12 protein-coding genes, 1 tRNA gene and 1 pseudogene are annotated in these 13415 nt (G+C 70.9%); 7 read left to right on the top strand and 7 right to left on the bottom strand.

Annotated features, from left to right (window positions below):
* Positions 1-9 precede the first annotated feature (9 nt).
* Positions 10-582: a TetR/AcrR family transcriptional regulator gene (locus tag JS521_RS27385; protein WP_205085638.1), complete on the bottom strand. Its 573-nt coding sequence runs from the start codon at positions 580-582 to the stop codon at positions 10-12.
* A gap of 174 nt (positions 583-756) precedes the next feature.
* On the opposite strand from JS521_RS27385, the gene JS521_RS27380 reads away from it, so the two are divergent.
* Positions 757-4161 carry a S41 family peptidase gene (locus tag JS521_RS27380; protein WP_205085637.1) on the top strand — a complete coding sequence of 1135 codons (3405 nt, stop codon included), beginning with the start codon at positions 757-759 and terminating at the stop codon, positions 4159-4161.
* A gap of 129 nt (positions 4162-4290) precedes the next feature.
* Positions 4291-5430: a Rieske 2Fe-2S domain-containing protein gene (locus JS521_RS27375; RefSeq protein WP_205085636.1), complete on the top strand. Its 1140-nt coding sequence runs from the start codon at positions 4291-4293 to the stop codon at positions 5428-5430.
* Positions 5431-5584: 154 nt separating this feature from the next.
* Here the strand turns inward: JS521_RS27375 and JS521_RS27370 are convergent, their stop codons facing one another.
* The 4 genes from JS521_RS27370 to JS521_RS27355 form a co-directional block, all read right to left on the bottom strand.
* A complete protein-coding gene (locus tag JS521_RS27370) occupies positions 5585-6301 on the bottom strand; it encodes a nucleotidyltransferase family protein (protein ID WP_205085634.1) in 717 nt (238 codons plus the stop codon).
* 134 nt (positions 6302-6435) lie between these two features.
* Positions 6436-6849: a hypothetical protein gene (locus JS521_RS27365; RefSeq protein ID WP_205085633.1), complete on the bottom strand. Its 414-nt coding sequence runs from the start codon at positions 6847-6849 to the stop codon at positions 6436-6438.
* 232 nt (positions 6850-7081) lie between these two features.
* Positions 7082-8218 (bottom strand): ABC transporter ATP-binding protein, encoded by a 1137-nt coding sequence (locus tag JS521_RS27360; RefSeq protein WP_205085632.1) that lies wholly within the window; start codon positions 8216-8218, stop codon positions 7082-7084.
* A gap of 332 nt (positions 8219-8550) precedes the next feature.
* A complete protein-coding gene (locus tag JS521_RS27355) occupies positions 8551-9957 on the bottom strand; it encodes an RNA-guided endonuclease InsQ/TnpB family protein (RefSeq protein ID WP_205085631.1) in 1407 nt (468 codons plus the stop codon).
* A gap of 150 nt (positions 9958-10107) precedes the next feature.
* On the opposite strand from JS521_RS27355, the gene JS521_RS27350 reads away from it, so the two are divergent.
* From JS521_RS27350 to JS521_RS36875, 5 genes are all read left to right on the top strand, one after another.
* A tRNA-Thr gene (locus JS521_RS27350) sits at positions 10108-10183 on the top strand.
* A 151-nt stretch (positions 10184-10334) separates the two neighbouring features.
* Complete coding sequence (locus JS521_RS27345; RefSeq protein ID WP_205085630.1) at positions 10335-10934, top strand: MarR family transcriptional regulator; 600 nt, start codon at positions 10335-10337, stop codon at positions 10932-10934.
* Between the two features lie 91 nt (positions 10935-11025).
* Positions 11026-11361 (top strand): STAS domain-containing protein, encoded by a 336-nt coding sequence (locus JS521_RS27340; RefSeq protein WP_205085629.1) that lies wholly within the window; start codon positions 11026-11028, stop codon positions 11359-11361.
* Between the two features lie 180 nt (positions 11362-11541).
* Positions 11542-12069, top strand: a complete 528-nt coding sequence (locus tag JS521_RS27335; protein ID WP_239487903.1) for an ATP-binding protein — start codon at positions 11542-11544, stop codon at positions 12067-12069.
* An 88-nt stretch (positions 12070-12157) separates the two neighbouring features.
* Positions 12158-12553 (top strand): STAS domain-containing protein, encoded by a 396-nt coding sequence (locus tag JS521_RS36875; RefSeq protein ID WP_239487902.1) that lies wholly within the window; start codon positions 12158-12160, stop codon positions 12551-12553.
* A gap of 15 nt (positions 12554-12568) precedes the next feature.
* Here the strand turns inward: JS521_RS36875 and JS521_RS27325 are convergent, their stop codons facing one another.
* On the bottom strand, positions 12569-12988 hold the full coding sequence (locus JS521_RS27325) for an STAS domain-containing protein (RefSeq protein ID WP_205085628.1): 420 nt from the start codon (positions 12986-12988) through the stop codon (positions 12569-12571).
* Positions 12985-13415 (bottom strand): annotated as a pseudogene (locus JS521_RS27320) (cobalamin-binding protein); the annotation flags it as partial. The pseudogene JS521_RS27320 and the gene JS521_RS27325, both read right to left, overlap by 4 nt.

The following is a 13415-nucleotide window of genomic DNA, read 5'->3' as shown; positions in this document are numbered from 1 at the left end:
GCGGGGACGTCAGACGCCGAGGGCGGGGAGAACCACGGAGTCCACGTAATCCATGAGGAACGCCTGGTCGACAGGGCGGTCCTCGATCAGCTGCCGGGCGGCCAGCGCGCCGACCAGCATGTGCGGGATGTACTTCAACGCCGGGTTGTCCGGGCGCAGCTCGCCCCGGTCCATCGCCCGTTGCAGCATCTGGTCGAAGCCGGTCACCTCCGGTTCGATCAGCAGCTCGCGCAGGGCCTGGAGCAGCTCGGGGTGCTCGTGGACGGCATGGCTGAGACCCCGCATCAGCGCGGCGTCCTTCTCCATCTGGCAGTCGTCGGTCCGGCTCAGCACGGCATGGAAGTCACCGCGCAGCGAGCCGGTGTCGATGTCCGACAGGTCGCCCGGCTTGTTGTGCCGGAGCGCCCTCGCGACCAGCTCGGGCTTGGAGCCCCACTGGCGGTAGAGGGTGGCCTTGCTCGAACGGGTACGGGCGGCGACGGCGTCCATGGTCAGGGCGTCGTAACCGACCTCGCGGAGCAGGTCGAGGACGGCCTCGTAGAGCTCGCCCTCACGCTCGGGAGTCAGCCTGGTGCGTGCCATGTGCCGACCTCCTTCGGTTCCGCTTCCGCTTCCGGTCCGATGTCCCGCTCAGCATCGAACGAAACTGTTTCGTACACCTGAACCGTACCCCCACCCTCCAGCGAAACGAAATCGTTTCGCTTGTGTCCTGCACCACAAGTTGCCCCGGGCCCCGCGCACCGAAAACATTGGGGGGTGAGTGACGACGTCGCGTATCTCCGTTTCCCGCACCTCCACCAGGACTTGCTGTGCTTCGCGGCCGAGGACGACCTCTGGGTCGCCCCCCTGGCCGCCGCGGGGCACCGGCCGGGACGGGCCTGGCGGGTGACCGTCGACCGGACCCGGGTGAGCCACCCACGCTTCTCGCCCGACGGCGACTCCATCGCCTACACGACCTGGCGCACCCTGGACCCCGAGATCCACCTCGCCCCGGTGGCCGGCGGCCCGGCCCGCCGGCTCACCCACTGGGGGTCGACGGACGCCCGGGTCTGCGGCTGGACCCCCGATCCGGCCGACTCCAGCCACATCCTCGCCGTGTCCTCGCACAACCAGCCGTTCTCGTACTTCTCCTGGGCCTACAGCGTCCCCACCGACGGGGGCCCCGGCGGCAGGCTCCCCTGGGGCCCGGTCTCCGACATCGCGGTCGCGGACATCGACGGCGAGCGTCGCACCCTGCTGCTCACCGGCACGCCCCCGCACGAACCGGCCGCCTGGAAGCGTTACCGGGGCGGGGCCATGGGCCGCCTGTGGCTGCACGGGGAACGGCTGCTCCCGGACATCGACGGGCACCTCGCCAACCCGATGTTCGTCGGCCGCCGCATCGCGTTCCTCTCCGACCACCAGGGCGTCGGCAACCTCTACTCCTGCCGGACGGACGGAACCGACCTGCGCCGGCACACCGACCACGACGCCTTCTACGCCCGTAACGCCTCCAGCGACGGCCACCGGGTGATCTACCAGTGCGCCGGCGACCTGTGGCTGGTCGAGGACCTGGAGTCACCCGACGCCACCCCGCGCAAGCTGGAGGTACGTCTCGGGGGCCCGCGCACCGGCCGGCGCGTCCACCAGGTACCGGCCGCCAGCAACGTCGACTCGCTCTCCGTCGACGAGACGGGCCGGGCCAGCGCCGTCACCGTACGCGGCAGCCTCTACTGGCTCACCCACCGCGACGGCCCCGCCCGCACCATCGCCGACACCCCGGGCGTACGGGTGCGGCTGCCGGAGATGCTCGGCAGCGGCGGGCAGGTCGCGTACGTCACCGACGCGGACGGCCCGGACGCGGTCGAGATCGCCTATCTGCCGCGCGCCAGCGGCGACCGGCCGCCGCGCAGGCTGGCCACCGGGCAGCTGGGCCGGGTGCAGGAGATGATCTCCGACCCGGAGGGCGAACGCCTCGCCATCGCGTCGAACGACGGCCGCCTGCTGCTCCTGGACACGGCCGAGCCGGAGGCGGAGCCCCTGGAGCCCGAGGAGCCCCTGGGGCCCGAGGAGAAGGCGCCGAGCGGCTCGACCCGGGCCGACCTCCACGCGGCCACCGGGGCGGCCACCCCGGACAGCGCGGCCCCGGTCGACGAGCACCCCGGCCTCACCGAGCTGATCCGCTCGGTCAACGGGCCCGTGCGCGACCTCGCCTTCTCCCCCGACGGCGACTGGCTGACCTGGTCGCACCCGGGCGTCGGCCGCTCGCTGCGGCAGATCAAGCTGGCCCGGATCTCCGGCCCCGGCGCGCCGGTGATCGTGGACGTCACCAACGGCCGCTTCGAGGACGAGAACCCGGTCTTCACGGACGACGGCCGCTACCTCGCGTTCCTCTCCTGGCGCGGCTTCGACCCGGTGTACGACGTCCACACCGGCGACCTGTCCTTCCCCCTCGGCTGCCGCCCGTACCTGGTCCCGCTCTCCTCCGCGACCCCCTCCCCCTTCGCCCTCTCGCCCGACGGGCGCCCGGCGGCGGGCGGCCTGGACCCGGTGGACGTACCGGACGGGGGTACGTCGGAGGGGTCGACGGTCATGGTCGAGTTCGAGGGCCTGGAGAGCCGGGTGACGCCGTTCCCGGTCTCCGCCTCCAAATACTCGGCGCTCGCCCCCGTGAGCGGCGGCGGCCTGGTCTGGCTGCGCTGGCCGATCTCCGGGGCGCTGGGCGAGACGTTCGCCAACCCGGCCGACATGTCGGGGCGGCCGACCCTGGAGCACTTCAACATCGCGAAGGCCCGGAAGACAGAACTGGTCGACCACCTCGACTGGTTCGCGGTCAGCGGCGACTGCTCGCGCCTCGTCGTGATGGACGACGGCGAACTGCGCGCCGTCCCCGCCACCGAGCCCGGCGACGGCGACTCCACGGTCTTCCTGGACCTGCGCCGCATCCTGCACGAGGTCGACCCGGGGGCGGAGTGGCGGCAGGCGTACGGCGAGGCGGGCCGCATCATCCGCTCCTACTTCTGGGAGCCGGACATGTGCGGCATCGACTGGGACGGCGTACTGGACCAGTACCGCCCCCTGGTCGAACGAGTCGCGTCCCCGGACGAGTTCGCGGATCTGCTGCGCGAGGTGCTGGGCGAGCTGGGCACCTCGCACGCGTACGTCTCCCCCGCCCGCCGCAACGAGGGCCCGCCGCACTACCAGCGGGCGATCGGCCTGCTGGGCGCCAACCTGGTGTGCAGGGAAGGGGCTTGGACGATCCAGCGCATCCTGCCCGGCGACTCCTCGGACTCCAAGGCACGTTCACCGCTGGCGGGTACGGGGATCAGGGAGGGCGCGGTCCTGACCCACGTGGACGGCCGCCCGGTGGACCCGGTGGCGGGCCCGTACCCGCTGCTGACGGCGGCCGGCGGCACAACAGTGGAACTGACGTTCTCCCCATCGGGCGGCGGCCCCTCCCGTCGGGTGGCGATCATGCCCCTGGTGGACGAACGCCCGCTGCGCTACCAGGACTGGGTGGCCAAACGCCGTGATGTCGTACGGGAGTTGAGCGGCGGCAAGTGCGGCTACCTGCACATCCCGGACATGGGCGGCTCGGGCTGGGCCCAGTTCAACCGGGACCTGCGTCTGGAGGTCTCCCGACCCGCCCTGATCGTGGACGTCCGGGGCAACGCGGGCGGCCACATCAGCGAACTGGTCGTGGAGAAGCTCACCCGCAAGATCCTCGGCTGGGACCTGACCCGCAACGCCCAGGCGGTGAGCTACGCGTCCAACGCACCACGCGGCCCGGTCGTCGCCCTGGCCGACGAGGCGACCTCCTCCGACGGCGACATGATCACCGCCGCGTTCCGGCTGCTGAAGCTGGGCCCGGTGGTGGGCCAGCGCACCTGGGGCGGCGTGGTCGGCATGACCGGCCGCCACCGGCTGGGCGACGGCACGGTGATCACGGTCCCGATGAACGCCGCCTGGTTCGACACGTACGGCTGGTCGGTGGAGAACCACGGCGTCGAACCGGACGTGGAAGCCCTGCGCACCCCCCTGGACTGGGCGGAGGGCCGCTACGCGGTCCTGGACGACGCGGTCCGCCTGGCCCTGGACCTCCTGGCCGCCCACCCGGCGTCGACACCCCCGTCGTACGACACGGCCCCGGACCTGCGCAGGCCGCCGCTGCCGCCGAGGTGACCGCGGGCCGAGCCGGCCCGGGGATCCCCTGCGCGGACGGGTAAAGCACCCGTCCGGTCGCCCCGGGCAGGCGCTCGTCCGCGGGCGGCGGACAGGATGGAAGGGGCTGTCCACGTACGAGGGAGAGGTATGACCGAGAACGGCTCGGACAAGGTCGCGCGCGGTCGGCCCCGGGAGGACAGGAACCCGCTGCCCGCCCCGCCCGACCTGCGGCGGATCGGGGCGCACCCCGATTTCTGGTACCCGGTCGCCCTCTCCCGGAGCGTGCGGAAGGAAGGGGTGGCCGCCGCTGTGTTCGCCGGGGAGCGCATCGCGCTCTACCGCGCCCGGAGCGGTGCCGTCCACGCGCTGGAGGACCGGTGCGCGCACCGGCAGGTGCCGCTGAGCATGGGCGTCGTGGACGGCGAGACGCTCCGCTGCTGTTACCACGCCTGGGCCTACCGCGGCGACGGCCGCATCTCGCAGATCCCCTACCTCGCCAAGGGCGACGCCCGGCCGCCGCGCGGCGTGCGCGCGTACCCGGTCCGCGAGGCGTACGGCCTGGTGTTCGTCTTCCCGGGCGACCCGGAGAAGGCGGCGGTCACCCCGCTGCCGGACGTGCCGGCCTTCGCCTCACCGGCGTACAGGACGATGACGTTCTCCCGGACCGTGCGCTGCCACTACTCGTTCCTGCACGAGAACCTGCTCGACATGAACCACCAGTTCCTGCACCGGGGCGTGGTCGGCAAACTCCAGCCGAAGCTGCTGGGTTACGAGAGCGGGCCGACGTCGGTGGAGGCGCGCTACCTGTTCACGCACACCGGGGGCAAGCGCAACCGCAGTGCGAGTCTGCTCGCCGCCGAGGGCCTGGGCGGCCGGCCGTCCAGCGACGTCATGACCATCCGCACCGCATACCCCTACCAGACACTGGACCTGGTCCCGGAGAAGGCCGACCACCCGGCGCTGCGCCTGTGGGCGGTGTACGTCCCCGAGGACGCGGAGCAGCGCGTCTGTCACGCGTACGGGCTGCTCATGATCGAGAAGCCGAGGATTCCCGCCGCGTTGAGCGTGGCGTGGCCGTTCATCCGGCACTTCACCGAACGGGTCTTCGCGGAGGACCGCATGGCCGTCGAGGCCGAGCAGCGAGCGTGGGACGAGCAGGGCGAGGACCGCAACCACGAGGTCTTCAGCCTGATCCTGGACGTCCGCGACGTCCTGCGCGCGAACGGCGTCCCGCTCCTCCCCCGCACCTCCGCCAACGCCCGCCCCTGCGAGGGCCTGGCGCCCTGACCGGCTCCAAAGACGTCCTCAATCGCCGGACGGGCTGGGTTGTCTCAGCCCGCCCGACACCCCAGAGTTCGAGGGCACCCTTTCCAGCCCCGCCCCCCCCCCCCCCCCCCCCCCGCCCTTCTTCGTGCTTCGTGCGCGCGCCTGTGGGTGACGCTCAGGCGGCGGGGGAGCCGAGCTCGCGGGCCGCCTCGGTCAGGTCCTTCGCGGTGTCGATGGCCCGCCAGTACGCCCCGTGCGGCAGCGGATACCCGGCCAGCCGGCGCTCCCGGGCGAGCCGCGGGAACGTGGTCCGCTCATGGTCGCCCCGGTCCGGCAGCAGCTTCGTGAACGCCGGCGAGAACACGTACACCCCGGCGTTGATCAGATACGGCGAGGGCGGCGACTCGATGAAGTCGGTGATGTGCCCGAACGCGTCCGTCTCCACAGCACCCCAGGGGATCCGGGGCCGGGCGAGGGCGAGGGTGGCGGTGGCATCGCGCTCCGCGTGGAAGGCGGCCATCTCCCGCAGGGAGAAACGGGTCCAGATGTCACCGTTCGTCGCGTACCACGGCTGATCGGCGTCGGGCAGGCGCTCGGCCGCGTACTTCAGCCCGCCGCCGCGCCCGAGCGGTTCGGTCTCCACAACGGTGGTGACCCGGAGCGGCAGGACGGCCGCCTCCAGCCACTCCTGCAGCACCTCGGCGAGATGCCCGCAGGAGACCACGGCGTCGGTGACTCCCTCAGCGGCCAGCCAGGACAGCTGATGGCCGATGATCGGAGTCCCGGTCCCGGGGATCTCGACCATCGGCTTGGGGCGGTCGTCGGTGTACGGCCGCAGCCGCGACCCCTGGCCACCGGCAAGGATCACGGCCTGCGTCGGATACGTATGCATGGCAGGCACGATATGCGGTGCCAGCCGAAGGGAGGCGGCGCTCGACGCTACCGCCTCCCGGGACTCAGCCCCCCGGGACTCAGCCTCCGGGGCTCAGCCTCCGGGGCTCAGCCTCCAGGGCTCAGCTGAACGACTCAGCTGAACTGGGCGACGCCGGAGGCGAACGAGGTGTCGCAGACCGGCCGGGAGAAGCGGTGCGCACGGGTCGGGCCGTACTGCTCGACGGCCGCCTTGCCGAGCGCCTTCGCGATCGACATGCAGTGGCGGGCGAGCGACGGGCGCTGCTCGACGGCGCGCTGGAGCCCCGTGAGCGCGGTGCCCGGGTCCTTCTCCTGGAGCTCCACGAGCAGCTTCTCGCGCAGGATGTCCTGCGGGGCGTGCGGCTTCGCGGGCTTGGACACGGTCTCCGAGGAGGCGGCCAGCAGCTTGGAGTCGTTGTCCGACGCCGCCCACGGAACGCTGGTGACCGCGAGGGTCCCGGACAGAACCATGACGACGGGCAGGACGAGAGCGAGAGATCGGCCGATGCGGCGCGCGGTATGGGTCACGCAGCGAGCGTAGCGGCCAGTGATGACTTGGCGACAATTCGTCACCCTCGCGGGGGATGGTTCGACGCGCCCTTTCGAATACGAGGTTGACGAACGAGGGTGAAATGCCCTGTGTGCCGGGGTATTTGACGCGCCCCGGCAACGAAACCCAAACCCGCCGGGACCACGCAAACGGCCCCGCACCGCCGGGCGTTGCCGGATGTGCGGGGCCGTGCGTACGGCAGGAGGCGGGTCAGTTGGTGAGCCGCTCGCCGGTGGAGGTCGCGAAGACGTGCAGCTCGTCCGGGCGCGGGACGACGTGCAGCTCGGTGCCCTTCTCCGGGACGGCACGGCCGCCGACGCGGACGACCAGGTCCTTGTGCTCGCCGCCGACCTGCGTGGAGCCGTAGACGAATCCGTCGGCGCCGAGCTCCTCGACGACGTTGACGGAGACGGCGAGACCGGCCGGCTCGTCCGAGGAGTCCTTGGTCAGAGACTTCGCGGCGGCGCCGCCGTGCTCGACGATGTCGAAGTGCTCGGGCCGGATGCCGACCGTGACGGTGGTGTCCCCGCGGTCCGCGGCGGCGGAGAGCGCCTCACGCGACACCGGCACCACGCTGTTGCCGAACTTCACGCCGCCGTCGGTGATCGGGACCTCGACGAGGTTCATCGCGGGCGAGCCGATGAAGCCGGCGACGAAGAGGTTCGCCGGGCGGTCGTACATGTTGCGCGGCGAGTCGACCTGCTGGAGCAGCCCGTCCTTCAGCACCGCGACCCGGTCGCCCATGGTGAGGGCCTCGACCTGGTCGTGGGTGACGTACACGGTGGTGATGCCGAGGCGGCGCTGCAGCGAGGCGATCTGCGTACGGGTGGAGACACGGAGCTTGGCGTCGAGGTTCGACAGCGGCTCGTCCATGAGGAAGACCTGCGGCTCACGCACGATGGCCCGGCCCATCGCCACACGCTGACGCTGACCACCGGAGAGCGCCTTCGGCTTGCGGTCCAGGTACTCGGTGAGGTCCAGCATCTTGGCGGCCTCTTCGACCTTCGCCCGGATCTCGGTCTTGTTCACACCGGCGATCTTGAGCGCGAAGCCCATGTTGTCCGCGACGGACATGTGCGGGTAGAGCGCGTAGTTCTGGAACACCATGGCGATGTCCCGGTCCTTCGGCGGCAGGTGCGTGACGTCGCGGTCACCGATGCGGATCGCGCCGCCGTTGACGTCCTCAAGACCCGCGAGCATGCGCAGGGAGGTCGACTTGCCACAACCGGAGGGACCGACGAGGACGAGGAACTCACCGTCCGCGATGTCGATCTCGAGCTGGTCCACGGCCGGCTTCGTGGAGCCGGGGTAGACGCGGGACGCCTTGTCGAACGTGACACTGGCCATGCGGAATCTTCTCCTCAACCGGCAGGAACGTGCCGGACGATCCGAGTAGGGAGTGGTCTGGTCCACTGAGTGAACCTGCGGTGACGCTACCTGGCGTTCATGTGTCCTGTCAGTACCTCTTGGGTCACGAAAAATGCTTCGCGGACGTGAGGGACGGCAGAGCAACGAACTTTTGACCCGCCCACGTTTATGCGGCTTCCTGCTTCGACACCCACTGCCGACCGGACACCACCCTGAGGGCGACACCCCGCCGGTCTCACACGGACTCCACAGGCATCACGGCCGACGGCCCGTCGGTCCGGTACGTACGTTCTCAAGCGTCTCTGAGCCGGCTACGCAGTCAGCACCACATCAGGCATCTCTGACGCCCTGATCATCGAGGGCATGGCTCGGCCAGGCGGCAGCGCCGACGCCACCAGCTCGTACAGGCGCATCCCCTCGTCCCGCAGGTTCCGCGCCGCGTTCACATCCCGGTCGTGCTCAGCGCCGCACCCACCGCACGACCAGCCACGCACGGCAAGATCCAGCTTCGGCCCGATCGCCCCGCAGGCCGAGCACCGCCGCGTCGACGGAAAGAACCGGTCCACGAGGACCAGCGTCCGCCCATACCACGCGCACTTGTACTGCAGCAGTCGCAGCAGGGTGCCCCACGAGGCATCCAGGATCGCCCGGTTCAGCGCCGCCTTTCGCCGACCGCCCTTGCCCTTGGGCGACCGTACGAGGGAGGCGACGGCCAGGTCTTCCACCACGAGCACTTGGTTCTCGCGCACGAGGCGGGTGGTGAGCTGGTCCAGCGCGTCCCTGCGGACGTCCCCGATCAGGGCATACAGCCGGGCGATCTCCTGCCGTGCCTTCTCTCTGTTCCTCGATCCTCTCTTCTTACGGTGCAGACTCCGCTGGAGATCCGCGAGCTTCGCCCCGTATTTCTTGAGTAACCGGGGATGGTCCACCTTCTCCCCGTCGTCCAACGTGACCAGCGCCGCCAGCCCGAGGTCCAGACCGACCGCCTTCGGCGCACCGCCGTCCCGCAGGAAGAGGGGCGGCAGCGGCTCGATCCGCTCTTCGACGAGCACGGAGACGAAGAAGCGGCCCGCCCGGTCCCGGGTCACGGTCAGCTTCACCGGCCGCACACCCGCCGGAAGCGGACGGGACCAGCGGATACGCAGCGGTCCGGACTGCTTGGCCAACGCGATCAGCCCTGTACCCGGCTGATCCGGGTCCTCCACCCAACGGAAGCCTGTACGGACGTAGATCGCGGAGTCGCGGGAACTCCCCTTCTTCTTCCGCTTCGGATACTCCTTCGAGCCGCTGAAGAACCGTCCGAAAGCGGCGTCGAGATGACGGAGCGCCTGCTGGAGAACGGTCGAGGAAACCTCCTGCAGCCACTGCGCCCCCTCGGCATTTCGCCAGCCTGTGAGAGCCCGGCAGGACTCGGCGTATCCGAAGGACACTCGGTGCTCTCGCCATGCCTTGTCCCGCAGGGCGAGGCCCTCGTTGTACGTCCAGCGGCAGGCACCGAAGGTCTTGATCAGCTGCTCGGCCTGGGTAGGGGTGGGGTAGCAGCGGTACCGGTAGACACGCTGGCGGGTGTCGGCCTCCGGTGCCCGCCGCTGCATCGGCACGGCCACCCGCTGCCGATGCTTGACCGGGTCGGGCACGCCAAGAGCCTCGCGCTTGATGCGCTTGGCCTCCGCTCCGGTCACGCGGATCAGCTTGTTTCCCCCTGCGGCCTCGGCCACGACCCTCCCCCTGTCCGATATTCGGATGGCACTGCAGTGCGTTCAACGAACAGGTGAGTGGGAGGTTACGGCTGCCCGATATGCATGCCCGCGGGGGAGCGGGGCTGTGTAGAGTTGTGGCGTTACTGGCGCGCGTCCGGCGTGCACCCTGCCTCCTTAGCTCAGTCCGGCCCAGAGCGGCTGTCTTGTAAACAGCAGGTCGTCGGTTCGAATCCGACAGGGGGCTCAGCGCGAAGCCCAGGTCAGATGCCTTCTGACCTGGGCTTCTTTCGTCGGTCTGCCGTGGGCGGCGCAGGCTCGTTTATGTGTCGTCGATCGGACCCTTATCGCGTTTCCCTAGGGTCGCGGGCGAGTTCCGAACTCCTTGGGGGAACCGCATGCTCCGCATCCACTTCAACGACGCGGATCTGGCCAGGACCCGACTCGCCCCCGCCCCCGACCCGCTGTTCGAGGTCGCCGCGAGCATGCACCGGCTGCAGTCCAGCCGGGGTCGCTGGGCCTACGCCGGGTGGTATCGGGCGGCGCGGCGGGATCTGCGGGAGCGGGGGTTGGAGCGGGCTCTGCGAGGTGTTCTGTTGCCTCTGTATCCCCGGGCCGCCTATTACCCGGACTTTTTGACGCCGTCCTCCGGGGTGGAGGGTCTTGAAGCGGGGCTGGAGGCGTACTCGTTGCTCCATGAGCCTGCGGCTCGTCCCCTGCGGGACGAGGACCCCGGGCGTTCGCTGGCCGATCTGCTCGGGCGGGCCCGGGCCATCGCCCTGCAGGCGGCGGCCGGTGGTGCCACTACGGGGGAGATCGCCCGGGCCGCCGGGGTTTCGGCGTCCGCGGCCAGCAGGCATGCCACCGTGCTGCGTGATGCGGGGCTCGTGACGACCGTCCGTAACGGGCCCTCTGTTCTGCATACGCTCACCCCTGCCGGTGCGGCTGTTCTGCGTGCGGCCCGGGGTGCGGCGGGCGACGCGGGGCCGTTGAGCTGAGCTGACGGGATTGGTCGCGCCACCGTTGTCCGCTGAGGGCGCCGGCCGCCGTGGTGTGTGTGGTCCGTTCGGGGGCTGACAGAATGCGGGCATGGTTCCGTCGTTGCAGCTCGACACCCGGGTCGCCCCCGGGTGCACCACGCTGGTCATCTCGGGTGAGTGCGACCAGGACGACGTCGAGGTCCTGGAGCGGGCGCTCGCGAGGCTGGTGGAGGACCCGCCGCCGGCCCTGGTCGTCGATGTGTCGCGGCTTCTCTTCGGCGACTCGGCGCTGCTGCACTTCCTGCTGTCCGCGCAGCGGGCGCAGACCGCTGCCGGGGGGCTGCTGGAGGTCCGGGGGCCGCTCGCTCCCACGGTGGAGCGTCTGTTGCGGGAGACGGGCACCTATGAGGCCTTCACCATTACCGGTGCCGGGGATGCCGCCTGAGGCGGTGACTCCTTGCGGTGTCCGGCGGCGTTCGGCCGGGGGGCACGCGTCGGTCCTGGCCGTGGGAGCGGGGGCCGGCCGGTCCGGTAGGTATTTTGGGACGTGGAGCGGGTACCCGGGAAGGCCAGGCCTCGTTGACCGGGCGAGCACGATTCTGTACGGAGAGGACGAGGTGGGCCGATGTCCGAGCTGACGGACGGGGGCTCCCGCCTTCCTGAGTTCTCTTCCGCGGACGGGGACTTCCGCCTTCCTGAGTTGTCTCCGGTGGATGAGGGCTCCCGCCTTCCTGGGTTCGGTCCTGAGGCCGTCGGTGTACGGAGTCCGGGGCCGGAGAGGCGTTGCGTTCGGATCGCCGCTCCGCTGAAGGCCCGGGACGCGCGGGCGGAGGTGGGCCGGCTGCTGGCCGGTGTGGCCGGTGAGAGGTGCGTCAACGACGCGCTGCTGGTCGTCTCCGAGCTGATCTCCAACGCGGACCGTCACGGCGGCGGGCTGCGTGAGTTCGCCGCGGGTGTCGAGGACGGGCATCTGTGGCTGGAGGTGGCCGATCACAGTGAGGTGCTGCCGGCGAGTGCCGCCCATGATCCGCTGGTCCCGGGTGGCTTCGGCTGGTCGCTGGTGCGGCGGTTGTCCGTCGACGCGCGGATCAGGCCGTGGACGGCCGGTGATGGACCGGGCAAGACGATCGTGGTGTCCCTGCGGCTGGAGTGAGGTTCGGGCGGGCGGTGGTGTCGAAGCGCGCGCTTGATCGTTCAGCCGGGGGGTACACGCCCGTCACCCGGACACCGAGGAAAGAGCGATGAACAGCAGCGCGACGGCCGACGAGCAGGGCGGCTCGGAGACCGTGTGGGACAGGCGGGCCGCGTCTCCGGACGGTGGTGAGCTGGCGGTTTCGCTGGCGCTGTCCGACGGCAGGGCGTTGGTCACGGCGGTGGGCGGCATGGAGTGGCGGTGCACGTGGCCGCTGGAACAGGCCCTGGATCACGAGTGTCTGGCGGCCACGTCGGAGACCTGGCTCGACCTCTCTGGTCTGGAGTTCGCCGACTCCTCGTTGCTCCATCTGCTGCTGGAGTCGCAGCGTGTCCACCGGGCCAGGGACGCCCGGCTCGTCCTGGCGGGGGCTCTGCAGCCGGTGGTGGAGCGGCTGTTCACGGTGACGGGGACGGCCGCGTTCTTCATGCGTACGCCGTTGTAGCCGTACGGGCGGGGGTCAGGCGTCGCCGTCGAGTCCGGGTGAGGGCCGCCCCTGGTCTCCGGGGCGGGTGGTCGCTCTGCTCGTCGTGCTGCCGGGGGCGAGGTGTTCCAGGGTGCCGGTGAGGCGCAGGATCCGGTCGACCGTGGGGTGGAGGCGTTCCAGGTTCAGGGTCACGCGGGCGGCCGTGCAGCGGCGGTGGAGCATCAGGAGTGCGGCCAGGCCCATGGAGTCGAGGCCGTCGATCCCGGAGCAGTCCAGGTGCAGTACGTCCGGGGCGGGGATCTGGTCGAGGTACCGGGTGGCGGTGACCAGGAAGTCGTCGCAGGTGTCGTAGTCCAGGTAGCCCTCCGCCCGTACCCGGACGCTCCTGGAGCTCGGGGTGGGGGCGGGTGTCAGGGTGAACGGGGACGGGGCGGACCCGTAGGGCGGCATCATGCGGGGTTCCTGGTGTCGGTGCGGTGGACGGGGCCTGCACCGGTCAGGTGGTCCGTCGCCTGGTCGATCATTCGGGTGGTGCGGGGGAAGTCCTTGAGCTCGGCGCGCAGGAGGTCCAGCGCCGGGACGAGTGAGTGGGCGGGCACGCCGCGCGCGTCCAGGATGCGTGCCGTCCATGCCAGGAACCCGGTGAACAGGTCGGCCCGGTCGAGGTAGAGGGCGGTGGCCAGGAAGTGGACGATGTGGGCGATGTCCTCGGCGGTGCGGTCGTGTTGGGCGCGGCTGTAGTCCCGCATCGGGGGAAACCGTTCCGCCAGGCCTGCCATGACCGTGCGCACGAGTGCCGGGCGGGTGCGGGTGACCAGGGTGTACTCCTGGTCGGACAGGTGGGGGAGGTCGTCGACGGGCTGGTGCGGCGACGCGGGCC

This window comes from Streptomyces durocortorensis (assembly GCF_016901035.1).
Taxonomy (GTDB): Bacteria; Actinomycetota; Actinomycetes; order Streptomycetales; family Streptomycetaceae; genus Streptomyces; species Streptomyces durocortorensis.
This window is presented reverse-complemented; position numbering and strand designations above follow the sequence as displayed.

Coding starts and splice junctions, on each gene's coding strand:
- JS521_RS27340 (WP_205085629.1), top strand. CDS start 11,026: ATGGTTCCGTCGTTGCAGCTCGACACCCGGGTCGCCCCCGGGTGCACC.
- JS521_RS27325 (WP_205085628.1), bottom strand. CDS start 12,988: ATGATGCCGCCCTACGGGTCCGCCCCGTCCCCGTTCACCCTGACACCC.
- JS521_RS27385 (WP_205085638.1), bottom strand. CDS start 582: ATGGCACGCACCAGGCTGACTCCCGAGCGTGAGGGCGAGCTCTACGAG.
- JS521_RS27375 (WP_205085636.1), top strand. CDS start 4,291: ATGACCGAGAACGGCTCGGACAAGGTCGCGCGCGGTCGGCCCCGGGAG.
- JS521_RS27335 (WP_239487903.1), top strand. CDS start 11,542: ATGTCCGAGCTGACGGACGGGGGCTCCCGCCTTCCTGAGTTCTCTTCC.
- JS521_RS36875 (WP_239487902.1), top strand. CDS start 12,158: ATGAACAGCAGCGCGACGGCCGACGAGCAGGGCGGCTCGGAGACCGTG.
- JS521_RS27360 (WP_205085632.1), bottom strand. CDS start 8,218: ATGGCCAGTGTCACGTTCGACAAGGCGTCCCGCGTCTACCCCGGCTCC.
- JS521_RS27370 (WP_205085634.1), bottom strand. CDS start 6,301: ATGCATACGTATCCGACGCAGGCCGTGATCCTTGCCGGTGGCCAGGGG.
- JS521_RS27345 (WP_205085630.1), top strand. CDS start 10,335: ATGCTCCGCATCCACTTCAACGACGCGGATCTGGCCAGGACCCGACTC.